At 38.7% G+C, this 20,325-nt stretch carries 33 protein-coding genes; all 33 read right to left on the reverse strand.

Features of this window, described 5'->3' with window-relative positions; all coding sequences use genetic code 11:
* Window positions 1-8: 8 nt before the first annotated feature.
* Window positions 9-920, reverse strand: coding sequence for a dimethylarginine dimethylaminohydrolase family protein (locus EJ994_RS09085; protein WP_126592161.1), 912 nt, complete (start codon window positions 918-920; stop codon window positions 9-11).
* A 95-nt stretch (window positions 921-1,015) separates the two neighbouring features.
* A complete protein-coding gene (locus tag EJ994_RS09090) occupies window positions 1,016-2,302 on the reverse strand; it encodes a citrate synthase (RefSeq protein ID WP_126592162.1) in 1,287 nt (428 codons plus the stop codon).
* 129 nt (window positions 2,303-2,431) lie between these two features.
* Complete coding sequence (locus tag EJ994_RS09095; RefSeq protein WP_126592163.1) at window positions 2,432-3,967, reverse strand: glycogen synthase; 1,536 nt, start codon at window positions 3,965-3,967, stop codon at window positions 2,432-2,434.
* 109 nt (window positions 3,968-4,076) lie between these two features.
* Window positions 4,077-5,369 carry a phosphopyruvate hydratase gene (eno, locus tag EJ994_RS09100; protein WP_126592164.1) on the reverse strand — a complete coding sequence of 431 codons (1,293 nt, stop codon included), beginning with the start codon at window positions 5,367-5,369 and terminating at the stop codon, window positions 4,077-4,079.
* A 107-nt stretch (window positions 5,370-5,476) separates the two neighbouring features.
* Window positions 5,477-6,604 (reverse strand): glutamine-hydrolyzing carbamoyl-phosphate synthase small subunit, encoded by a 1,128-nt coding sequence (gene carA, locus EJ994_RS09105; protein ID WP_126592165.1) that lies wholly within the window; start codon window positions 6,602-6,604, stop codon window positions 5,477-5,479.
* 97 nt (window positions 6,605-6,701) lie between these two features.
* Window positions 6,702-7,235, reverse strand: a complete 534-nt coding sequence (gene rplQ, locus EJ994_RS09110; protein ID WP_126592166.1) for a 50S ribosomal protein L17 — start codon at window positions 7,233-7,235, stop codon at window positions 6,702-6,704.
* Window positions 7,236-7,292: 57 nt separating this feature from the next.
* Window positions 7,293-8,285 carry a DNA-directed RNA polymerase subunit alpha gene (locus tag EJ994_RS09115; RefSeq protein WP_126592167.1) on the reverse strand — a complete coding sequence of 331 codons (993 nt, stop codon included), beginning with the start codon at window positions 8,283-8,285 and terminating at the stop codon, window positions 7,293-7,295.
* A 17-nt stretch (window positions 8,286-8,302) separates the two neighbouring features.
* Entirely contained in the window at window positions 8,303-8,908 is a 606-nt protein-coding gene (rpsD, locus tag EJ994_RS09120; protein ID WP_126592168.1) for a 30S ribosomal protein S4, read from the reverse strand.
* An 89-nt stretch (window positions 8,909-8,997) separates the two neighbouring features.
* Window positions 8,998-9,390: a 30S ribosomal protein S11 gene (gene rpsK, locus EJ994_RS09125; RefSeq protein ID WP_099573169.1), complete on the reverse strand. Its 393-nt coding sequence runs from the start codon at window positions 9,388-9,390 to the stop codon at window positions 8,998-9,000.
* 9 nt (window positions 9,391-9,399) lie between these two features.
* Window positions 9,400-9,774 carry a 30S ribosomal protein S13 gene (rpsM, locus tag EJ994_RS09130; RefSeq protein ID WP_126592169.1) on the reverse strand — a complete coding sequence of 125 codons (375 nt, stop codon included), beginning with the start codon at window positions 9,772-9,774 and terminating at the stop codon, window positions 9,400-9,402.
* Window positions 9,775-9,776: 2 nt separating this feature from the next.
* A complete protein-coding gene (gene ykgO, locus EJ994_RS09135) occupies window positions 9,777-9,893 on the reverse strand; it encodes a type B 50S ribosomal protein L36 (protein WP_073370549.1) in 117 nt (38 codons plus the stop codon).
* Window positions 9,894-9,901: 8 nt separating this feature from the next.
* A complete protein-coding gene (gene infA, locus EJ994_RS09140) occupies window positions 9,902-10,117 on the reverse strand; it encodes a translation initiation factor IF-1 (RefSeq protein ID WP_013305172.1) in 216 nt (71 codons plus the stop codon).
* Between the two features lie 3 nt (window positions 10,118-10,120).
* Window positions 10,121-11,464, reverse strand: coding sequence for a preprotein translocase subunit SecY (secY, locus tag EJ994_RS09145; RefSeq protein WP_099573171.1), 1,344 nt, complete (start codon window positions 11,462-11,464; stop codon window positions 10,121-10,123).
* A 14-nt stretch (window positions 11,465-11,478) separates the two neighbouring features.
* Window positions 11,479-11,931: a 50S ribosomal protein L15 gene (gene rplO, locus EJ994_RS09150; RefSeq protein ID WP_126592170.1), complete on the reverse strand. Its 453-nt coding sequence runs from the start codon at window positions 11,929-11,931 to the stop codon at window positions 11,479-11,481.
* Window positions 11,932-11,942: 11 nt separating this feature from the next.
* Window positions 11,943-12,122 carry a 50S ribosomal protein L30 gene (gene rpmD / locus EJ994_RS09155; protein WP_099573173.1) on the reverse strand — a complete coding sequence of 60 codons (180 nt, stop codon included), beginning with the start codon at window positions 12,120-12,122 and terminating at the stop codon, window positions 11,943-11,945.
* 10 nt (window positions 12,123-12,132) lie between these two features.
* On the reverse strand, window positions 12,133-12,657 hold the full coding sequence (gene rpsE / locus EJ994_RS09160) for a 30S ribosomal protein S5 (protein WP_099573174.1): 525 nt from the start codon (window positions 12,655-12,657) through the stop codon (window positions 12,133-12,135).
* A gap of 9 nt (window positions 12,658-12,666) precedes the next feature.
* Window positions 12,667-13,023 (reverse strand): 50S ribosomal protein L18, encoded by a 357-nt coding sequence (rplR, locus tag EJ994_RS09165; protein WP_126592171.1) that lies wholly within the window; start codon window positions 13,021-13,023, stop codon window positions 12,667-12,669.
* A 10-nt stretch (window positions 13,024-13,033) separates the two neighbouring features.
* The gene (gene rplF, locus EJ994_RS09170) at window positions 13,034-13,576 is read right to left on the reverse strand and encodes a 50S ribosomal protein L6 (RefSeq protein ID WP_099573176.1); all 543 of its coding nucleotides are present in this window, start codon (window positions 13,574-13,576) and stop codon (window positions 13,034-13,036) included.
* 19 nt (window positions 13,577-13,595) lie between these two features.
* Window positions 13,596-13,994 (reverse strand): 30S ribosomal protein S8, encoded by a 399-nt coding sequence (gene rpsH / locus EJ994_RS09175; RefSeq protein ID WP_126592172.1) that lies wholly within the window; start codon window positions 13,992-13,994, stop codon window positions 13,596-13,598.
* Window positions 13,995-14,063: 69 nt separating this feature from the next.
* Complete coding sequence (gene rpsN, locus EJ994_RS09180) at window positions 14,064-14,333, reverse strand: 30S ribosomal protein S14 (RefSeq protein ID WP_047246265.1); 270 nt, start codon at window positions 14,331-14,333, stop codon at window positions 14,064-14,066.
* Window position 14,334: 1 nt separating this feature from the next.
* A complete protein-coding gene (gene rplE / locus EJ994_RS09185) occupies window positions 14,335-14,886 on the reverse strand; it encodes a 50S ribosomal protein L5 (RefSeq protein WP_099573179.1) in 552 nt (183 codons plus the stop codon).
* A gap of 2 nt (window positions 14,887-14,888) precedes the next feature.
* Complete coding sequence (gene rplX / locus EJ994_RS09190; RefSeq protein ID WP_099573180.1) at window positions 14,889-15,203, reverse strand: 50S ribosomal protein L24; 315 nt, start codon at window positions 15,201-15,203, stop codon at window positions 14,889-14,891.
* A 12-nt stretch (window positions 15,204-15,215) separates the two neighbouring features.
* Entirely contained in the window at window positions 15,216-15,584 is a 369-nt protein-coding gene (rplN, locus tag EJ994_RS09195; protein WP_013993867.1) for a 50S ribosomal protein L14, read from the reverse strand.
* A gap of 3 nt (window positions 15,585-15,587) precedes the next feature.
* Window positions 15,588-15,848 (reverse strand): 30S ribosomal protein S17, encoded by a 261-nt coding sequence (rpsQ, locus tag EJ994_RS09200; protein ID WP_027078357.1) that lies wholly within the window; start codon window positions 15,846-15,848, stop codon window positions 15,588-15,590.
* Window positions 15,849-15,861: 13 nt separating this feature from the next.
* Window positions 15,862-16,053, reverse strand: a complete 192-nt coding sequence (gene rpmC / locus EJ994_RS09205) for a 50S ribosomal protein L29 (RefSeq protein ID WP_099573181.1) — start codon at window positions 16,051-16,053, stop codon at window positions 15,862-15,864.
* Window positions 16,054-16,065: 12 nt separating this feature from the next.
* A complete protein-coding gene (rplP, locus tag EJ994_RS09210; RefSeq protein ID WP_099573182.1) occupies window positions 16,066-16,494 on the reverse strand; it encodes a 50S ribosomal protein L16 in 429 nt (142 codons plus the stop codon).
* A gap of 19 nt (window positions 16,495-16,513) precedes the next feature.
* Entirely contained in the window at window positions 16,514-17,233 is a 720-nt protein-coding gene (gene rpsC / locus EJ994_RS09215; protein WP_099573183.1) for a 30S ribosomal protein S3, read from the reverse strand.
* 1 nt (window position 17,234) lies between these two features.
* Window positions 17,235-17,642, reverse strand: a complete 408-nt coding sequence (gene rplV, locus EJ994_RS09220; protein ID WP_099573184.1) for a 50S ribosomal protein L22 — start codon at window positions 17,640-17,642, stop codon at window positions 17,235-17,237.
* A 3-nt stretch (window positions 17,643-17,645) separates the two neighbouring features.
* Entirely contained in the window at window positions 17,646-17,924 is a 279-nt protein-coding gene (gene rpsS, locus EJ994_RS09225) for a 30S ribosomal protein S19 (protein WP_027078352.1), read from the reverse strand.
* A gap of 13 nt (window positions 17,925-17,937) precedes the next feature.
* Window positions 17,938-18,762 (reverse strand): 50S ribosomal protein L2, encoded by an 825-nt coding sequence (gene rplB, locus EJ994_RS09230; protein WP_126592173.1) that lies wholly within the window; start codon window positions 18,760-18,762, stop codon window positions 17,938-17,940.
* A gap of 9 nt (window positions 18,763-18,771) precedes the next feature.
* Entirely contained in the window at window positions 18,772-19,062 is a 291-nt protein-coding gene (gene rplW, locus EJ994_RS09235; protein WP_126592174.1) for a 50S ribosomal protein L23, read from the reverse strand.
* 4 nt (window positions 19,063-19,066) lie between these two features.
* Window positions 19,067-19,699, reverse strand: a complete 633-nt coding sequence (gene rplD / locus EJ994_RS09240) for a 50S ribosomal protein L4 (RefSeq protein ID WP_126592175.1) — start codon at window positions 19,697-19,699, stop codon at window positions 19,067-19,069.
* Window positions 19,699-20,316 carry a 50S ribosomal protein L3 gene (rplC, locus tag EJ994_RS09245; protein WP_099573188.1) on the reverse strand — a complete coding sequence of 206 codons (618 nt, stop codon included), beginning with the start codon at window positions 20,314-20,316 and terminating at the stop codon, window positions 19,699-19,701. The genes rplD and rplC overlap by 1 nt, the downstream gene beginning before the upstream one ends.
* Window positions 20,317-20,325: the final 9 nt, after the last annotated feature.

The following is a 20,325-nucleotide window of genomic DNA, read 5'->3' on the forward strand; positions in this document are numbered from 1 at the left end:
CATTTTAATTACTCCCTTATTAAGGGTAATGTACTACATCTTAATAGTCCTTCTTGTTTTGCTATTTCGGCATACGGTATTTCCTCAACGGTAAAACCTTCACTTCTTAGCCAATCATTTAATCTAGTAAAGCCTTTTTCCGAGACTACGGTGTTTGGAGAGATTGAAAACACATTACTGAACATGTGGTACATTTCGTCAGCAGTTATTTCAAAGATGTTTTCCCTACCGAAAAAATCCACCAGCCACTGGTATTCTTCTTCAACCAAGAAACCGTTTTTATGCAAGATAGCTTTTCCTTTTCCCAGTGGTTGAAAACAACAATCTAAATGTAATGCATTTTCCCTTGCGTTACTGGACTTTCTAAGCTCGAACGATTTTACGGTTTTTCTGGGAAACTGATTTCTCAAGTAGTCTACTGCATGTGAGTTGGTTCTGGCCGTTATCCATTCAGCGTAATCATCTGCCGTATATGTACCTACAAAAATATAATCCTTCCAGGGCATGACATCTCCACCCTCTACATGTACCTCTTCCGGTGGATGCAAAATATGACCTTCATCTATCTTATCTAGTACGTGCAGAATAGCCTCTACTTCTTTTTCTCTTTCCGGTAAGATATTGGCTACTACAAGTTTATCCTCGATAACAAAGGCAATATCCCTTGAAAAGATTTGATTACACTGCTCTAAAACTTCAGGTCGGTACACTTTTACACCATATTTTTCAAATACCGCGGCAAACGCTTCCATTTCTTGTATCATATCGGCTTCTTTGGGATAAGTCCCAGCAAGTATATGTTCCAAAGACTTGGGGTCGTAGGCCTCTTCGGGTTTTGGTGTTGGACCACTACTTTTAGCTGTTCCCAAAACAACGGCCTTCAAAGGTGAAATCTCATCGTTGATATTTAATCTGAGCATGATAAGTTTAGAATAAAATTAATTTCGATTTTAAACCAAAAAAAGCTCCTTTATAAATAAAAGAGCTTTCATTGTTTTTATTAAAAGGTAGCAATCTACCTGGCATCAAGTTCAACGAACGGACGCTCGGTTTCTCCGATATAAATTTGTCTTGGTCTGCCAATAGGTTCATTACGTAGCCTCATTTCTCTCCATTGCGCTATCCAACCTGGTAATCTTCCCAAAGCGAACATTACGGTAAACATTTCTGTTGGGATACCCAAGGCCCTATAGATAATTCCTGAATAGAAATCTACGTTAGGATACAATTTTCTATCAACGAAATATGGATCTTCCAAGGCTTCTTTCGCAAGTCCTTTTGCTATCTCAAGAATTGGATCATCAATACCTAAGTCGTTAAGCACTTCTTCAGCTGCTTTTTTGATGATCTTAGCCCTTGGGTCAAAGTTCTTATATACCCTATGTCCAAAGCCCATTAGTCTGAAAGGGTCGCTCTTGTCCTTTGCCTTGGCCATATACTTTTTAGTATCACCACCATCTGCCTCAATAGCTTCCAACATCTCCAGAACCGCTTGGTTAGCACCACCGTGTAATGGGCCCCATAAGGCGGAAATACCTGCGGATAGGGAAGCAAACAAGCCTGCATGCGAAGACCCAACAATACGCACGGTAGATGTAGAACAGTTCTGTTCGTGATCGGCATGTAATATTAATAATTGATCAAGCGCATCGATTACGATTTTATTTCTCTTATACTCCTGAGAAGGTTTTTTGAACATCATTTTATGAATGTTCTCTACGTAACCCAAGGTGTCATCACCATAATCCAATGGTAATCCTTTTTTCTTACGAAGTGTCCATGCTACCAGAACCGGAAATTTGGCCAGTATCCTTACAATAGCACCGTACATTTCGTCTTTTGAAGTTACATTTACCGAAATTGGATTAAAAGCGATCAGTGCACTTGTCAAAGAAGAAAGAACGCCCATAGGATGGGCTGATTTTGGAAAAGCATCCAAAATCTTTTTCATTTCTTCATCTACGTGAGATTCATTCTTTATGTCTATGTGAAAAGCTTCTAACTGCTCTTTGTTAGGTAATTCTCCAAAAATTAATAGGTAGGCCACCTCAAGAAAATCTGCTTTCTCAGCAAGTTCTTCTATGGCATACCCTCTATATCTCAGAATACCCTGCTCACCATCTAGAAATGTTATAGCACTTTCGCAAGACCCGGTATTCTTGTATCCAGGATCTATGGTAATAATCCCACCAGTACTGCCACGTAGCTGCTTGATATCTATGGCAAGTTCATCCTCGGTACCTTTTATAACTGGAAATTCATACTCTTTACCATCGTACTTTAAAGTAGCTTTATCTGACATATATCGTAATTACTTAGATTTAATTTTAACGGTAAATTTACGGAAAAGTGATTGTTTTAACAATTAAACGGGTAGCTTTAGATAATTATTAACACCTGATATTTTTTAAGATAAAATAGGCTTTTATAACTACAATAAATACAAGTCCTTATAATAGGCATCCAGTGATTTTTCCCATGTAAACCTCATTTTCTTAGCGTTGTTCTTAATCCTTTTCCACTTGGGCTGGTCGTTCTCCCAGATATCAAGGGCCTGGTCAAAACTCTTAACCATATTATTTATCTTTTCGTCATAGGTATTACCATCGAACGCGAAGCCGGTTTTTAAGTGGGAGACCGTATCCTTTAAACCTCCAGTATGATGCACCAAACAAGGGTTCCCGTTGCGCATCGCCAACATCTGACTTATACCACAAGGTTCAAAAAGGCTAGGCATAAAATAAAGGTCTGTCTCTAGATACATGGAATCTATCAAATCTTCTGACTGACCGTTCGTGAAAATAAAATTCTTATACTTATAACTCATGTTACGAAAATGTTCTTCGTAACCTGGATCTCCTGTTCCCAAGAGCATAAAAATTCCGCCTATTTTATCAAGTCGTTTTAACATCTTTTCCAATGCTTCCGGAGATCGCATAAAAAAGTAAAATTTTTGTTCTGTTAAACGGGCAACACTAGACACTATAAATTTGGGTCTATTACCTACGTATTCCATGATTTTCTCACCTGTATGGGCAAGAAAATTAGCTTTATACATTTTTGACTCATCTTGAAGCCATCCAAATAATGCTTTGACCGTATTTCTATAAAGCAAGCCCTTTTCCGCTTCTCTAATATTACCATAGTTGGACGCATTCAAAATTCCGAACAACCGCCCTTCATTATCTGCCTGTAGTAAATCATTTTCCAAACTTTCCCCCCCAATAAATTCAGGTTTTCTACTAGGAAGCATCACGTCTTCCTTATAAGATGGAGAGACCGTATGTACGGCATCTGCCAGGCGAATACCAACTGCCATGAGATTAATACAATCCTGGTAACGCGGGTCCATCAAAGTCTTATGGTCAAGCTCTATTTCGGGAAACCAATTATTAACTGAAGCATAATTATCGTAGAAGGGACGTATTCCCTGTATGGCCAAGTTGTGAATACTATAAACATATCGCATCTTCCTTAGACCTCTATAACTTGGGTGGTATTTCTTTAAAAATAACAAAGCACTTGAATGCCAATCGTGCATGTGTACAATATCCAAAGACCCGTAAGCCTCTACTCGCATAGATTCAGCGACTGCAGTATTAAAAACCATGAACTTCACAAAATCATTATAAAATGGCTCTGTTGGGTCGTCATGATAAATATGGGCAATACCACCTTCCTCTATTTCTGGATGGTGGATTACATAATGTTTTATATTCGCATCGATTTTTTTCGGAACCACCTCATATAACTCAGCGGTGTAAGACGTACCTCTGAGCTGAAAATTTAAATTCATTTTAAATACGCCTGATTTATGCAACCTAGAGTAGGAAGGAACCACAACATGGACCTTATCTCCTCGTTTGGAAATTTCTCTAGGGACATCACGGACAACATCGCCCATTCCGCCCGCTTTACAATCTGGTATGGCATCATTCTCGGCAGCAACAAAAAGGAAATTATTCATATTCGGTGTTAGAGGGATTTTAATTATTGAATTGTAAAAAGGTAGTTATTTTTTTTGTGAATAGGCCAAAAAAAAAGCCTTTCTGAATTAGAAAGGCTTTTTAGAGGTATTATTTTAATTTGAAGGCTTTGTCCTTGGGATAGTATGCCATACTCCCGAGTTCTTCCTCAATACGAAGCAATTGATTGTATTTGGCCATACGATCAGAACGTGATGCGGAACCGGTCTTAATTTGACCTGTATTAAGTGCAACTGCCAAATCTGCTATGGTATTATCTTCGGTTTCACCAGAACGATGCGACATTACTGAGGTATACCCTGCATTTTTAGCCATGTTTACCGCGGCGATAGTCTCCGTTAATGTTCCTATTTGATTTACTTTTATTAGAATAGAATTAGCAATGCCCTTTTCTATTCCAGTAGACAAGCGCTCCACGTTAGTAACAAATAAATCATCACCAACTAATTGCACCTTATCCCCTATCTTATCAGTTAATGCTTTCCAACCGTCCCAATCGTTCTCATCCATGCCATCTTCGATTGATATGATAGGATACTTTGCGGAAAGGTCAGCCAAATATTGTGCCTGCTCTTCAGATGTTCTTATAACCCCTTTATCCCCTTCAAACTTGGTGTAGTCATATTTTCCATCTACGAAAAACTCTGCCGCAGCACAATCAAGGGCAATCATAACATCACCTCCCAATTTATAGCCAGCTTTATCAACAGCCTTTGCAATGGTATCCAATGCATCTTCCGTACCACCGGCAAGATTAGGTGCAAAGCCACCTTCGTCGCCAACCGCCGTGCTCAAACCTCTATCATGTAATACTTTTTTGAGGTTATGGAATATTTCCGTCCCCATTTGCATGGCATGCGAGAAATTCTTGGCTTTTACCGGCATTACCATAAATTCTTGGAAGGCTATAGGAGCATCGGAATGCGACCCACCATTTATGATGTTCATCATTGGAACAGGTAACGTATTTGCACTTACGCCTCCTACATAACGGAACAAGGAGAGCCCAAGCTCGTTAGCAGCAGCTTTTGCAGCGGCAAGGGATACGCCCAGAATGGCATTAGCTCCAAGTTTGGATTTATTAGGGGTACCATCTAAATCTATCATCGTTTGATCCAATAGGTTCTGTTCAAACACGGACATCCCTAAGATTTCTTCAGCAATGACGTTATTTACATTGGCAACGGCTTTAGTGACCGCTTTACCCATAAATGAGCTACCACCATCTCTAAGTTCAACAGCCTCATGCTCACCAGTTGAAGCACCAGAGGGCACAGCCGCTCTTCCCATTACACCATTTTCAGTAATTACATCTACTTCTACGGTAGGGTTACCTCTTGAATCCAATATTTGTCTAGCGTGAACACTTAGTATGATACTCATCTTATTTTTCTTGATTAAAATTGATTATTAATAGTGGGCAAAGATACGAAACACTCTTTTTAAAGAATTCTCTTAGGTACCGTAATTCCCAATAAAATAACGATAATTTAAACTTCTAACGGCTCTTTTGTGTTTTTCGCAATTAAGTTGAAAAAATCATCGAAAAGATAGTCCGCATCATGAGGGCCTGGACTGGCTTCAGGATGGTATTGTACCGAGAAAACATTCTTGTCTTTCATCCTGATTCCCGCGACCGTCTTATCATTTAAGTGTACATGGGTAATCTCTAAATCCGTATTGGCCTCTGTTTCTTCTCGGTTAATCGCAAAACCGTGGTTCTGAGAGGTAATTTCTCCTTTCCCTGTCAGCAAATTTAAAACTGGGTGGTTGATACCCCTATGGCCATTATGCATTTTATAAGTCGATACTCCGTTAGCCAAGGCAATTACCTGATGTCCTAAACATATTCCAAATAAGGGCTTGTCTGTTTTTATGATATCCTTTGCCGTATTGATAGCATCTTTAAGAGGTTCTGGGTCACCAGGTCCGTTAGAAATAAAATAAGCATCAGGATTCCAAGACGCCATTTTATCAAAACTAGTATTATATGGAAACACTTTTATATACGCGTCTCGCTTAGCGAGATTTCTTAAGATATTCTTTTTAATACCAATATCCAAGGCAGATATTTTATACTTCGCATTTTCATCTCCATAGTAATACGGCTCACGGGTAGAAACTTTTGAAGCCAATTCTAAACCGTCCATACTAGGTACTTCTTTCAATTGTTTCTTTAGGCTTTCGATATTATCCACCTCCGTAGAAATAACAGCGTTCATAGCACCATTATCCCTTATATAATTCACCAAAGCCCTTGTATCAACATCGGATATGGCAAATAACCCGTTTTTATTTAAAAACTCCTCTAAACTGGCATCCGCTATGGGCCTAGAGTATTCATAACTGAAATTTCTGCAAATCAATCCCGAAATTTTAATGGTTTCTGATTCTACCTCTTCCTTATTGGTGCCATAGTTACCAATATGTGCATTAGTAGTGACCATTAATTGACCAAAATAAGAGGGATCCGTAAAAATCTCCTGATAACCGGTCATTCCCGTATTAAAACAGACTTCCCCAAATGCAGTTCCCTCTTTATCCCCAACGGACTTACCATAAAAAATGGTACCGTCCGCCAATAATATTAACGCCTTTTTTCTGGATTGATATTTCATAAGTTTTCTATACTTTATTAATCGTTAACAAAAAAACATAAAAAAAGGATAAGCTATAAAGCTTATCCTTTTATAATTATCAATATTTATTGACATTTTATTCTTCTGAGTCATCTGCTTTAGCCTCTGTATCAGTTTGAGCTTCTGCTTTAGAATCTGCAACAGCCACCGGAGGCGTTTCCGTCTTAGCTCCGCTACCTCTTCTACTTCTTCTTGTAGATTTTTTCTTAGGCTTGCCAGCATTGTACACTTCGTTGAAATCTACGAGCTCTATCATGGCCATGTCAGCATTATCACCTAGACGATTACCTAGTTTTATAATTCTAGTGTAACCACCTGGCCTGTCGGCAACCTTTTCAGATACCACGCTGAACAATTCAGTTACAGCATACTTATCCCTAAGACTCTTAAATACGATACGTCTGTTGTGCGTACCTTTTTCAGCAGATAAATTATTCTCTGCTTTTGATTTTGTAATCAATGGTTCTACAAATTGCTTCAGCGCCTTAGCTTTGGCAACAGTAGTATTGATTCTCTTATGCTCAATTAAGGAACAGGCCATATTGGCCAACATCGCCTTTCTATGTGCTGTTTTTCTTCCTAAATGGTTTATTTTTTTACCGTGTCTCATATGTTTACTTTATCATCTTGCTACCAAACTCGACTGGCGAGGAGCAAAATATGATTATTAATCCTTATCTAATTTATATTTTGACAAATCCATTCCAAAGCTAAGTCCTTTGTTAATAACAAGTTCTTCTAGCTCTGTCAACGACTTTTTACCGAAGTTCCTGAATTTCATCAAATCGTTTTTATTGAAAGACACCAAATCTCCAAGCGTATCAACTTCTGCCGCTTTCAAACAATTCAAAGCACGAACGGATAAATCCATATCCACAAGCTTGGTTTTTAACAATTGTCTCATATGTAAGGACTCTTCATCATAAGTCTCCGTTTGAGCTATTTCGTCAGCTTCCAGCGTAATTCTTTCATCAGAGAAAAGCATAAAGTGATGTATTAACACCTTGGCCGCCTCAGTTAAAGCATCTTTTGGGTGAATAGAACCATCAGAAACAATCTCGAAAACCAACTTTTCATAATCGGTTTTTTGTTCTACACGATAGTTTTCAATACTATACTTTACATTCTTAATTGGTGTAAAAATAGAGTCCACAGCGATAGTCCCCATTGGAGCTCCCGACTTTTTGTTCTCTTCGGCAGGAACATAGCCCCTACCTTTATCAATCGTGATTTCCATGTTGATGCTAACCTTAGCATCCATATTACAGATGACCAAGTCAGGATTAAGCACTTGGTAACCAGAAATAAACTTCTGGAAATCCCCAGCGGTCAACTGATCTTTACCACTTACGGATATTGAAACAACTTCCGCTTCGGAATCCTCGATTTGCTTCTTAAAACGAACTTGTTTTAAATTCAATATAATTTCGGTTACGTCTTCTACAACACCAGATATTACAGAGAACTCATGTTCTACTTTATCAATCCTTACGGATGTGATGGCATGCCCTTCTAATGAAGAAAGCAATACCCTTCTTAATGCATTCCCAACAGTTAATCCATAACCAGGTTCCAAAGGACGAAATTCAAATTTCCCTTCGAAATCTGAGGAATCGATCATTATTACTTTATCGGGTTTCTGAAAATTAAATAATGCCATAATTGGATCAGTGTTGTTTATTTAGAGTATAACTCGACTATTAATTGTTCTTTGATATTTTCAGGAATCTGAAGTCTTTCTGGAACCGATACGAATGTACCCTCCATTTTTTCTGAATTCCACGTCATCCATTCATAAACTGAGCTATTTGCAGCCAATGAATCCTGTATGTTTTGTAAGGATTTAGATTTTTCTCTTACCCCAACAACGTCTCCTGCTTTCAAAGAGTAAGAAGGAATGTTTACCAACTCTCCGTTAACAGTAATGTGTCTGTGTGATACTAATTGTCTAGCGCCACTTCTGGTAGGAGAAACTCCCATTCTGTAAACAACGTTGTCTAAACGAGATTCACATAACTGAAGTAATACTTCACCTGTAACACCTTTACTCCTGTTAGCTTTGGAGAATAAATTACGGAATTGCTTTTCCAAAATACCATACGTGTATTTTGCTTTTTGTTTCTCCATTAACTGCACGGAGTACTCCGATTTTTTACCACGACGTCTTGCGTTACCGTGTTGTCCTGGGGGATAGTTTTTCTTTTCGAAGGCTTTGTCGTCTCCGAATATCGCTTCTCCGAATTTACGGGCGATTTTTGATTTTGGTCCTGTGTATCTTGCCATTTTCTTAAATTATGAAAGTGAGATTATGAATTAAGGCTTATCCTTCGATAATCGTAATTACACCTTCTGTGAAATCTATTAATACTTAATTAAACTCTTCTTCTTTTTGGAGGTCTACAACCATTATGAGGCATCGGAGTTACATCTATGATTTCCGTCACTTCAATTCCTGAATTGTGTAGGGCACGTATGGCAGATTCTCTACCATTACCCGGTCCTTTTACATACACCTTTACTTTTCTTAAACCAGCTTCATGAGCTACTTTGGAACAATCTTCTGCAGCAACCTGTGCAGCATATGGTGTATTCTTTTTTGAACCTCTAAATCCTAATTTACCAGCTGATGACCATGAGATTACATCACCCTTTTTATTAGTCAATGAAATAATAATGTTATTAAATGAAGCTGTTACGTGAGCTTCACCAACAGAATCTACAACAACCTTACGTTTCTTAGTTACTTTTGTATTTGCCTTTGCCATAACTATTTATTATTTAGTAGCCTTCTTCTTGTTAGCAACTGTTTTACGCTTTCCTTTTCTAGTTCTAGAGTTATTCTTGGTACGTTGACCTCTTAAGGGTAAACCTGATCTATGGCGAATACCTCTATAACAACCAATGTCCATTAAACGCTTAATGTTCAATTGTGTTTCAGAACGAAGCTCTCCCTCGATGGTAAAAGCAGAAACAGCCTCCCTGATACGACCAATCTCATCATCGTTCCAATCAGAGACCTTAGTATCTTCACTAACTTGGGCTTTCTCTAATATTTCTTTAGACCTGCTTCTTCCAATTCCGAAAATATAGGTCAAGGCAATTACGCCTCTTTTCTGTTTTGGTATGTCTATACCCGCGATTCTTGCCATAATTACCCTTGTCTTTGTTTAAATCTAGGATTCTTTTTGTTGATTACGTACAACCTGCCCTTTCTGCGTACAATCTTGCATTCGGCACTTCTCTTTTTAACTGATGCTCTTACTTTCATCTTGTATCTTAGTATCTATAAGTAATTCTTGCTTTCGTAAGGTCGTATGGACTCATTTCCAATTTCACCTTGTCTCCAGGTAATAATTTAATATAATGCATGCGCATTTTGCCCGATATATGAGCAGTTACCACATGTCCATTTTCTAACTCCACACGAAACATTGCATTTGACAACGCTTCTATGATAGATCCATCTTGCTCTATTGCTGCTTGCTTAGCCATAAATTATGCTACTTTTCTGTTTTTTCCTGATTTCATCAGACCATCATAATGCCTGTTCAAGAGATATGAATTTACCTGTTGTACAGTATCAATGGCCACACCCACCATAATGAGCAATGATGTTCCTCCGTAAAATAATGCCCATCCTGCCTGCACATCTAAAAGCTTTACAACAATTGCCGGTAATACCGCTAGTAAAGCTAAAAATATTGACCCCGGCAAAGTAATCAAAGACATAATCTTGTCTAAGAAATCACCCGTTTCCTTACCTGGCCTAATTCCTGGAATAAAACCACCACTTCTTTTTAAATCATCAGCCATTTTGTTAGTTGGAACCGTAATAGCCGTATAGAAGTAAGTGAATATGATAATTAATAGACCGAATAGAATGTTATATGCTAGTCCGAAGATATCAGCAAATTGCACCTGCATCCACTGACCGAACTCCGTATCATCAAAAGCACCACCAATCATACTGGGAACAAACATGATTGCCTGTGCGAATATGATTGGCATAACCCCCGAAGCATTAAGTTTCAAAGGAATGTACTGTCTGGAACCCATGATGTTCTTTTCATAGCCTCCTGATGCAGTTCTACGAGCATACTGCACCGGAATTTGCCTAGTGGCCATTACTAAGAGAACACTAGCAAGAATAACCAAGAACCAAACAATTACCTCAATAAGTATGAACATCAATCCACCATTATTGTTCGTAGTCCTAGAAATGAACTCTTGAACAAAGGATTGAGGCAAGGTGGCGATAATACCGATCATTATTAATAAGGATATACCGTTACCGATACCTTTATCCGTTATTTTTTCTCCTAACCACATTGCGAAAACACATCCTGTTACCAAAATTATGACCGCAGGCACCATGAAGTCAAGTCCCTTCCCTAATAGGAAAGCACTATCTCTAACACCAAAAGCTTCTAAGCCATATAGATAAGCCGGTGCTTGTACAATACAGATACCGATGGTTAGCCATCTAGTTATCTGATTTATCGTTTTACGTCCGCTTTCTCCTTCTTTCTGTAACTTTTGAAGATAGGGAATTGCAATCCCCATTAATTGAACTACAATCGAAGCAGAAATATAGGGCATTATTCCAAGTGCGAAAACAGAAGCATTGGCAAAAGCCCCTCCTGTAAATGCGTTCAGCAAACCAAATATTCCTTGGTCCGTGCCATCTGCCAGTCCACCCAATTGTGTAGAATCAATACCTGGAAGTACAATTTGACAACCAAATCTATAAACCAATAAAAGACCTAAGGTAATAAGTATTCTATTCCTTAGCTCTTCTATTTTCCAAATATTGGATATTGTATCAATAAATTTCTTCATGCTCTCGTTTATGCTTATAAACTTATTGCTTCACCACCGGCAGCTTCGATAGCGGCTTTTGCTGTAGCTGTAAATTTATGTACCGAAATTTTCAGTGATGCTTTTAACTCTCCACCACCTAAAATCTTCACTAACTCATTTTTTCTAACAAGTCCGTTCTCTATCAAAATATCTAAAGTAACAGTATCCTTGATAACCTTGTCATCAACAAGAGCTTGCAACCTGTCTAGATTAATGCCTTGATATTCCTTACGATTTATATTCGTGAAACCGAACTTAGGCACTCTTCTTTGCAAGGGCATCTGTCCACCTTCAAATCCTATTTTCTTGGAGTAACCCGATCTAGATTTAGCTCCTTTATGTCCTCTTGCAGCAGTTCCACCTTTACCAGATCCTTGGCCTCTTCCCAGACGCTTACCATCTCTATTAACTGAACCTTCTGCAGGTTGTAGATTACTTAAATTCATCAAATATTTATTTAAGCTTCTTCTGTAGAAACTAGATGTTTAACTTTATTTATCATTCCAAGAATATTAGGGGTGTCTTCATGCTCTACCACCTGACCAATTCTTTTTAAACCAAGAGCTTCTAACGTTCGCTTTTGATTTTGAGGTTTTTTGATGCTACTCTTTAACTGTGTAACCTTAATCTTTGCCATAATACCCTTCTTAACCTTTAAAAACTTTCTCTAAAGAAACTCCTCTTTGTTGTGCAACTGTTCTTGCATCCCTTAATTGTAATAAAGCATCAAAAGTTGCCTTAACTACGTTGTGGGGGTTTGAGGAACCCTGTGATTTTGACAGTACGTCATGAACGCCAACGGCCTCCAGTACCGCTCTAACGGCACCACCAGCAATTACACCGGTACCATGCGAAGCAGGTTGGATATAAACACGTGCTCCACCGAATTTACCTTTTTGCTCGTGTGGCAGCGTACCTTTATTCAAAGGGATACGAATCAAATTCTTTTTTCCGTCTTCAATTGCCTTTGCAATTGCCGTAGCCACTTCCTTTGATTTTCCAAGGCCATGACCAACAACTCCGTTTTCATCTCCTACTACTACAATCGCAGAAAAGCCAAATGCCCTACCACCCTTTGTAACCTTAGTAACACGCTGTACTCCGACCAATCTATCTTTAAGATCTAAGCCGCCTGGTTTTACAGTCTCTACGTTTTTATATTTTTGAAACATACTCTTTTTTTAGAATTTTAGTCCCGCTTCCCTTGCCCCTTCAGCCAAAGCTTTAACTCTTCCGTGATATAAATTACCACCTCTATCAAATGCCACTTTATCGAAACCGGCTTTAACCGATTTTTCCGCTATGGCCTTTCCTACTAGGGTAGCTATCTCTGTCTTGTTCCCATTTACTGAAGCGATATCCTTATCTCTAGATGATGCCGCTACCAAAGTGATACCTTCTACATCATTAATTACCTGAGCATAAATTTCATTATTACTCCTAAAAACCGATAATCTTGGTCTTTCAGCAGTACCAACGGAAACCTTACGGATTCTTCTTCGAATTCTATACTTTCTCTGCGTTTTTGATAATCCCATAATGCTATAATTAAGCTGATTTACCAGCCTTTCTTCTTAATATTTCACCTACAAACTTAACACCTTTTCCTTTGTAAGGCTCAGGCTTACGGAAAGATCTTATTTTAGCGGCTATATGACCGACTAACTGCTTATCATGTGAGGTTAATTTTACGATAGGATTCTTCCCTTTTTCCGATATTGTTTCAACTTTAACCTCTGGAGCTAAATCAAAAACGATATTATGTGAAAAACCCAAAGCCAAATCCAATTTCTGACCTTGGTTGCTAGCACGATAACCTACACCAACCAACTCCAATTCCTTTGTCCAACCTTTAGACACACCTTCGACCATATTCAAAATTAATGATCTATACAGTCCGTGCTTGGCCTTGTGTTCCTTTGAATCCGAAGGTCTGGTCACGAATGCCTCACCATCTTCTACCTTAACACTGACGCCAGAAAATTCTTGAGTTAACTCTCCTAATTTTCCTTTAACAGTAATGATGTTATCATTGATTTCTATTGTAACTCCTTCCGGAATTGCTATTGGATTATTTCCTATTCTAGACATCTTCTAACTCTTTATTCTGTTAATATACGTAACATAAAACCTCACCACCTACATTCTCTGCCTTGGCCTGCTTACTTGTCATTACTCCGTGTGATGTAGAGACTATGGCTATACCAAGACCGTTCAATACTCTTGGCAAATCTTCACTAGGAGCATATTTTCTAAGACCGGGCTTACTGATACGCTGTATCTTTTTGATTACAGGCTCCTTAGTCATCTTATCATATTTCAAGGCTATCTTAATAGTTCCCTGAACTTTATCATCCTCAAATTTATAACTAAGAATATATCCCTGATCGAACAATATCTTTGTTACTGCTTTTTTTAAGTTAGAAGCAGGAATCTCCACAACCCTGTGACCTGCTCTACTTGCATTTCTAACTCTAGTTAGATAATCTGCTATAGTATCTGTTACCATTTATATATAATTCGGTGACGGTTTTTAGCCATTTGCTAAACCTGAAACCAGTTCAACTTATTTATTTTACTACCAGCTAGCCTTCTTAACACCCGGTATCAAACCCTTATTTGCCATTTCCCTGAACATAACCCTGGAAATACCAAATGTTCTCATGTAACCTTTTGGTCTTCCTGTAAGCTTACACCGATTGTGCATACGAACCGGAGATGCATTTTTAGGCAGTTTCTGTAGTGCTTCGTAATCACCAGCTTCTTTTAAAGCTTTTCTTTTTTCTGCATATTTAGCTACAGTCCTTGCCCTTTTTCTTTCACGGGCCTTCATTGATTCTTTAGCCATACTAGTTCTTTTTAAAAGGTAATCCCAATTCCGTTAATAATGACTTTGCCTCCTTATCTGTCTCTGCAGAAGTAACAAAGGTGATATCCATACCGTTGATTCTATTGATTTTATCAATATTTATCTCCGGAAAAATAATTTGTTCCGTAATACCCAAGTTGTAATTTCCTCTACCATCAAAACCCGTAGCCTTAATTCCTTGAAAATCCCTTACCCTTGGTAAAGCGGATGTAACAAGTCTATCTAAAAACTCGTACATGCGTTCACCTCTTAACGTAACCTTTGCTCCGATAGGCATACCCTTTCTGAGTTTAAAGGCCGCAACATCCTTCTTGGACATAGTGGCTATAGCCTTTTGACCTGTTATCATAGTCATTTCGTCTACGGCGTGATCAATAAGCTTTTTATCGGCTACAGCTGCACCAACCCCTCTGCTCACAACTATCTTTTCTAATTTAGGCACCTGCATTACATTTTTGTAACCAAATTCCTCAGTAAGCGCAGATACAATGCGCTCTTTATATTCTTTCTTTAATCTTGAAACGTAAGTCATAACTAAATTACTTCATTAGATTTCTTAGAAAATCTCACTTTTTTTCCATCCCTCATATCATAACCTACTCTTGTGGTATCACCCGATTTAGGATCAATCAAAGACAAGTTTGACACATGAATCAAAGCTTCTTTTTTTACAATGCCACCCTGTGGATTCTTAGCACTAGGCTTCTCGTGTTTAGAAACCATGTTTACGCCTTCCACTATAGCCTTATTCTTTTCTAGATTTACAACCATCACTTTGCCTTCGGAACCTTTATGATCTCCTGCAACAACTCTGACAGTATCTCCAGTTTTGATTTTTAACTTCTTCATCTTATCTCTATCTTATAATACCTCAGGGGCCAATGAAACAATTTTCATGAACTGCTTATCTCTCAATTCTCGAGCTACAGGTCCAAAAACACGTGTACCCCTCATCTCCCCAGTAGGGTTAAGAAGAACGCAAGCATTATCATCGAATCTTATATAAGAACCATCAGGTCTTCTTACTTCTTTCTTGGTTCGAACAACTACTGCCGTAGAAACTGCACCTTTTTTAATACCCCCATTTGGCGTAGCTTCCTTAACGGTAACCACAATTTTGTCTCCAATAGAAGCATATCTTCTTTTGGTACCTCCAAGAACACGGATAGTTAAAACTTCCTTTGCTCCTGTATTATCCGCCACCTTTAGTCTAGATTCTTGCTGTAACATAACTTATTTAGCTCTTTCTAAGATTTCTACTAACCTCCAACACTTGGTCTTACTCATAGGGCGAGTTTCCATTATTTTAACGGTGTCTCCCTCCCTACAATCGTTCTTTTCGTCGTGTGCAACGTATTTTTTCGTTTTTAAAACGAATTTACCGTACATAGGGTGTTTAACACGTTTTACCTCCGCAACAACGATGGACTTTTCCATTTTGTTACTGGTTACAACCCCAACTCTCTCTTTTCTTAAATTTCTCTTTTCTTCCATAAAGCAGAACCAGTTATTGGTTTTCCCTATTTGTTAATTCCGTAGCTAACCTCGCAACAGTTCTTCTTACCTTTCTTATTTGTAAAGGGTTCTCCAAAGGAGTCACAAAGTGCGCCATTTTTAAATCCGCATGCTGCTTCTTATATTCAGCAAGTTTTTCCGTAAGTCCTTCAACAGACAATTCTTTAATTTCTTGTTTTTTCATAATTACCTACGATTAATTCTCTACTGTATAATCTCTAGCTGTTATAAATTTTGTCTTAACAGGCAACTTTTGCGCAGCCAACCTTAATGCTTCTCTAGCAACATCAATAGGAACACCTGCCACCTCGAACATTATTCTCCCAGGCTTAACAACTGCTACAAAATATTCAGGAGCACCCTTACCTTTACCCATACGAACCTCTAATGGCTTCTTGGTAATAGGCTTGTCCGGAAAAATTTTAATCCACAATTGACCCTCTCTCTTCATATATCTGGTCGCTGCGATACGCGCGGCTTCTATCTGACGTGATGTTAAAAAAGCAGCGTCTCCTACAGACTTGATACCGAACATACCATTAGAAAGTTGATGCCCTCTGCTGGCATTACCTTTCATACGGCCTTTCTGCATTTTACGAAACTTCGTTCTTTTCGGTTGTAACATTTCTTTACTTCTTTAAAAATTACTTTCTACGGCGTGGTTTTCTAGGTCCGTCTTGTTTACCTGAACCCTTAGACTGACCTTTTTGCATGCCCACTAAAGGAGAAAGCTCTCGCTTACCATAAACCTCACCTTTCATAATCCAAACCTTTATCCCTAACTTACCGTAGGTGGTCTGTGCCTCATGTAAAGCATAATCAATATCCGCTCTAAAAGTAGATAGTGGAATTCTTCCATCTTTATAGGATTCCGAACGTGCCATTTCCGCACCATTCAAACGTCCTGAAATCTGAATCTTAATACCCTCGGCATTCATTCTCATAGCAGCTGCAATTGCCATTTTGATAGCTCTTCTAAAAGAAATTCTACTTTCAATCTGACGTGCAACACTTGCTGCAACAAGATTAGCATCTACCTCAGGTCTTTTAATCTCGTATATATTAATCTGTACTTCCTTGTTGGTAATCTTCTTAAGCTCTTCCTTAAGTTTATCTACTTCCTGTCCACCTTTCCCGATGATAATACCAGGTCTTGCAGTTGTAACGGTTACCGTAATAAGTTTTAGCGTACGCTCAATAATAACTCTTGAAACACTAGCCTTCGAAAGCCTCGCGTGGATATATTTTCTTATCTTATTGTCCTCGGCAAGCTTATCACCATAATCATTACCACCATACCAGTTAGATTCCCAACCTCTAATGATTCCTAGACGATTTCCTATTGGATTTGTTTTCTGTCCCATTCTAGCTTTCTATATTATTTTTAGACCCCAACACTAAAGTAACGTGGTTAGAACGTTTTCTGATTCTATGTGCTCTACCTTGAGGTGCAGGACGAAGTCTCTTTAACATCGCACCACTATCAACCCTAATTTCAGCAACGACCAAGTCAGCATCTTCCAAACTCGCATCCTCATTCTTTGCTTGCCAGTTGGCCAAAGCGGACAACAGTAGCTTCTCTAACTTTCTAGAAGCCTCTTTAGGATTAAATCTTAAGATAGCCAAGGCCTTCTCTACCTTCTCACCACGAACCAAATCAGCAACAAGCCTCATTTTCCTAGGGGAGGTAGGGCAATTATTCAATTTTGCAAAAGCTACTTTCTTTTTCTCTGCCTTTATTCTTTCGGCCATTTGTTTTTTACGAACTCCCATAGCTTACTTTTTACCTTTGTTTTTTGCACCCGCATGACCCCTGAACGATCTTGTTGGTGAAAATTCTCCCAATTTATGTCCTACCATGTTTTCCGTTACGAAAACCGGTACAAATTGTCTTCCGTTGTGCACTGCTATCGTCATTCCTACGAAATCAGGAGTGATCATAGATGCTCTGGACCAAGTCTTGATAACAGACTTTTTGCCAGATGAAGCGCTTTGCTGGATTTTCTTTTCCAGACTATAGTGAACGTAAGGTCCTTTTTTTAGTGAACGTGCCATTTCTTTCTACTTTTTATTTCTTTCTACGTTCTATTATATACTTATTGGTACTCTTCGTCTTCGAACGAGTTCTAAATCCTTTTGCAGGAATACCGTTTCTTGATCTTGGATGACCACCAGAAGCTCTTCCTTCACCACCGCCCATTGGGTGATCAACAGGGTTCATTGCTACAGGTCTAGTTCTAGGTCTTCTACCCAACCATCTACTTCTACCGGCCTTACCTGATACTAGCAATTGATGATCAGAATTGGATATGGCGCCAATAGTTGCCATACACGCCGACAAAATGAGCCTTGTCTCACCAGATGGCATTTTAACCGTCACAAATTTACCGTCCTTAGCCATCAACTGAGCAAAAGTACCAGCACTTCTTGCCATCACAGCACCTTGACCGGGTCGTAATTCTATACAAGAAATTATTGTTCCTAAAGGTATTTCACTTAGTGGCAAAGCATTACCGATTTCCGGAGCAGCATTTGTACCAGAAGAAACTTTTTGATCCACTTGCAACCCATTTTGAGCCACGATGTATCTCTTCTCTCCATCAGAATATTCCAACAACGCGATAAACGCCGTTCTATTAGGATCGTACTGAATTGATTTAACAGTAGCGACTACATCCTGTTTATCTCTTTTGAAATCGATAACACGATATCTTCTCTTATGCCCACCACCCTTTTGGCGCATGGTCATTTTACCTTGACTGTTTCTACCTCCGGACTTTTTTAACGGAGCAAGCAAGCTTTTCTCCGGCTTATCAGCAGTAATGGCGTCAAATCCGTTTACTACTCTAAAACGCTGTCCAGGAGTGATTGGTTTTAATTTTCTAACTGACATTTTTTGTCTTTATAGATTACTGTAAAAATCAATAATATCTCCTTCTACAACATCAACTATTGCCTTTTTAATGGCATTAGTTTTACCATGCTGTACACCAGTTTTTGTATATCTGGATTTTCTAGTAGGTCCGTAATTCATGGTACGAACTTTTTTGACCGATACACCATAAGCTGCCTCAACAGCATCCTTAATCTGAATCTTGTTGGCCTTTGGGTCAACTATGAAACCATAACGGTTGTTCAACTCGCTATCCGCGGTCATTTTTTCCGTTATAATTGGCTTTATCAACACACTCATGGTTTTACTTATTATTTAAGTTCGACTCTATTCCTTCTAATGACCCTTCCAACAATACCAAGCTATTCGCGTTGAGTATTTTGTAAGTACTTAATTCTGAATGAGTTACAACATCTGAACCCTTAAAATTACGCGAAGACAAATATACGCCTTTATTTGAATCGCCCAACACAATTAAAGACTTTTTGTTTTCAAGCCCTAAAGACTTTAAAACCTGTACAAAATCTTTTGTTTTAGGTGTATCAAAATCAAAGTCTTCTACGACTAAAATCGCCTTATCCTTTGACTTTAAACTCAGCGCAGATTTTCTAGCCAAACGCTTTAAGTTTTTATTCAATTTTTGGGTATAATCCTTAGGTCTAGGGCCAAATATACGTCCACCACCTCTAAAAATCGGGGATTTAATACTACCAGCTCTAGCAGTACCTGTTCCTTTTTGTTTCTTTATCTTTCTAGTACTACCTGCAATCTCTGCTCTTTCCTTGGACTTATGAGTACCTTGCCTTTGATGAGCCAAATATTGCCTCACATCCAGGTATACTGCATGATTGTTGGGCTCTATACCGAATACGTCCTCAGAAAGGTTTGCCTTTCTGCCCGTATCTTTGCCTTTTATATCTAAAACTGCTACCTTCATTACTTCTCAATAGTTACGTAAGCGTTTTTATGACCAGGAACACAACCTTTTACTACTAAAAGATTCTTCTCTGGAACTACTTTCAATACTCTAAGGTTTTGAACAGTTACACGTTCACCACCCATTCTTCCGGCCATCCTCATTCCTTTGAAAACTCTCGCAGGATATGAAGCCGCACCTATAGAACCAGGAGCCCTAAGCCTATTATGCTGACCGTGAGTAGCTTGTCCGACTCCACCAAATCCGTGTCTCTTAACAACCCCTTGGAATCCCTTTCCTTTGGATGTTCCAATAACATCAATAAATTCACCTTCAACAAAAAGATCTACACCAACGGTGTCACCTAATTTGTAATCACCTTCAAAACCTTGGAATTCTACGACTTTTTTCTTGGGAGAAGCGCCTGCCTTTTTAACATGACCTAGTTCAGCCTTGTTAGCACGTTTTTCTGCCTTGTCATCGAAACCAAGTTGAAGGGCACTGTACCCGTCTACCTCTTCGGTTCTGACTTGGGTAACTACACATGGTCCAGCCTCTATAACGGTACACGGTATATTCTTACCATTCTCGTCAAAAATACTGGTCATGCCTACTTTTCTTCCTATTAACCCAGACATATTTAAATA

Origin of the sequence: Maribacter sp. MJ134 (assembly GCF_003970695.1) — a bacterium.
GTDB lineage: Bacteria > Bacteroidota > Bacteroidia > Flavobacteriales > Flavobacteriaceae > Maribacter.

Bases quoted from the DNA above. Each gene is read 5' to 3' on its own strand.
- EJ994_RS09085 (WP_126592161.1), bottom strand. From the start codon at position 920: ATGCTCAGATTAAATATCAACGATGAGATTTCACCTTTGAAGGCCGTT.
- EJ994_RS09090 (WP_126592162.1), bottom strand. From the start codon at position 2,302: ATGTCAGATAAAGCTACTTTAAAGTACGATGGTAAAGAGTATGAATTT.
- EJ994_RS09095 (WP_126592163.1), bottom strand. From the start codon at position 3,967: ATGAATAATTTCCTTTTTGTTGCTGCCGAGAATGATGCCATACCAGAT.
- eno (WP_126592164.1), bottom strand. From the start codon at position 5,369: ATGAGTATCATACTAAGTGTTCACGCTAGACAAATATTGGATTCAAGA.
- carA (WP_126592165.1), bottom strand. From the start codon at position 6,604: ATGAAATATCAATCCAGAAAAAAGGCGTTAATATTATTGGCGGACGGT.
- rplQ (WP_126592166.1), bottom strand. From the start codon at position 7,235: ATGAGACACGGTAAAAAAATAAACCATTTAGGAAGAAAAACAGCACAT.
- EJ994_RS09115 (WP_126592167.1), bottom strand. From the start codon at position 8,285: ATGGCATTATTTAATTTTCAGAAACCCGATAAAGTAATAATGATCGAT.
- rpsD (WP_126592168.1), bottom strand. From the start codon at position 8,908: ATGGCAAGATACACAGGACCAAAATCAAAAATCGCCCGTAAATTCGGA.
- rpsK (WP_099573169.1), bottom strand. From the start codon at position 9,390: ATGGCAAAGGCAAATACAAAAGTAACTAAGAAACGTAAGGTTGTTGTA.
- rpsM (WP_126592169.1), bottom strand. From the start codon at position 9,774: ATGGCAAGAATCGCGGGTATAGACATACCAAAACAGAAAAGAGGCGTA.
- ykgO (WP_073370549.1), bottom strand. From the start codon at position 9,893: ATGAAAGTAAGAGCATCAGTTAAAAAGAGAAGTGCCGAATGCAAGATT.
- infA (WP_013305172.1), bottom strand. From the start codon at position 10,117: ATGGCTAAGCAAGCAGCAATAGAGCAAGATGGATCTATCATAGAAGCG.
- secY (WP_099573171.1), bottom strand. From the start codon at position 11,464: ATGAAGAAATTTATTGATACAATATCCAATATTTGGAAAATAGAAGAG.
- rplO (WP_126592170.1), bottom strand. From the start codon at position 11,931: ATGAATTTAAGTAATCTACAACCTGCAGAAGGTTCAGTTAATAGAGAT.
- rpmD (WP_099573173.1), bottom strand. From the start codon at position 12,122: ATGGCAAAGATTAAGGTTACACAGTTAAAGAGTAGCATCAAAAAACCT.
- rpsE (WP_099573174.1), bottom strand. From the start codon at position 12,657: ATGTTTCAAAAATATAAAAACGTAGAGACTGTAAAACCAGGCGGCTTA.
- rplR (WP_126592171.1), bottom strand. From the start codon at position 13,023: ATGGGATTATCAAAAACGCAGAGAAAGTATAGAATTCGAAGAAGAATC.
- rplF (WP_099573176.1), bottom strand. From the start codon at position 13,576: ATGTCTAGAATAGGAAATAATCCAATAGCAATTCCGGAAGGAGTTACA.
- rpsH (WP_126592172.1), bottom strand. From the start codon at position 13,994: ATGGTAACAGATACTATAGCAGATTATCTAACTAGAGTTAGAAATGCA.
- rpsN (WP_047246265.1), bottom strand. From the start codon at position 14,333: ATGGCTAAAGAATCAATGAAGGCCCGTGAAAGAAAAAGGGCAAGGACT.
- rplE (WP_099573179.1), bottom strand. From the start codon at position 14,886: ATGACTTACGTTTCAAGATTAAAGAAAGAATATAAAGAGCGCATTGTA.
- rplX (WP_099573180.1), bottom strand. From the start codon at position 15,203: ATGAAGAAGTTAAAAATCAAAACTGGAGATACTGTCAGAGTTGTTGCA.
- rplN (WP_013993867.1), bottom strand. From the start codon at position 15,584: ATGTTACAGCAAGAATCTAGACTAAAGGTGGCGGATAATACAGGAGCA.
- rpsQ (WP_027078357.1), bottom strand. From the start codon at position 15,848: ATGGAAGAAAAGAGAAATTTAAGAAAAGAGAGAGTTGGGGTTGTAACC.
- rpmC (WP_099573181.1), bottom strand. From the start codon at position 16,053: ATGAAAAAACAAGAAATTAAAGAATTGTCTGTTGAAGGACTTACGGAA.
- rplP (WP_099573182.1), bottom strand. From the start codon at position 16,494: ATGTTACAACCGAAAAGAACGAAGTTTCGTAAAATGCAGAAAGGCCGT.
- rpsC (WP_099573183.1), bottom strand. From the start codon at position 17,233: ATGGGACAGAAAACAAATCCAATAGGAAATCGTCTAGGAATCATTAGA.
- rplV (WP_099573184.1), bottom strand. From the start codon at position 17,642: ATGGGAGTTCGTAAAAAACAAATGGCCGAAAGAATAAAGGCAGAGAAA.
- rpsS (WP_027078352.1), bottom strand. From the start codon at position 17,924: ATGGCACGTTCACTAAAAAAAGGACCTTACGTTCACTATAGTCTGGAA.
- rplB (WP_126592173.1), bottom strand. From the start codon at position 18,762: ATGTCAGTTAGAAAATTAAAACCAATCACTCCTGGACAGCGTTTTAGA.
- rplW (WP_126592174.1), bottom strand. From the start codon at position 19,062: ATGAGTGTGTTGATAAAGCCAATTATAACGGAAAAAATGACCGCGGAT.
- rplD (WP_126592175.1), bottom strand. From the start codon at position 19,699: ATGAAGGTAGCAGTTTTAGATATAAAAGGCAAAGATACGGGCAGAAAG.
- rplC (WP_099573188.1), bottom strand. From the start codon at position 20,316: ATGTCTGGGTTAATAGGAAGAAAAGTAGGCATGACCAGTATTTTTGAC.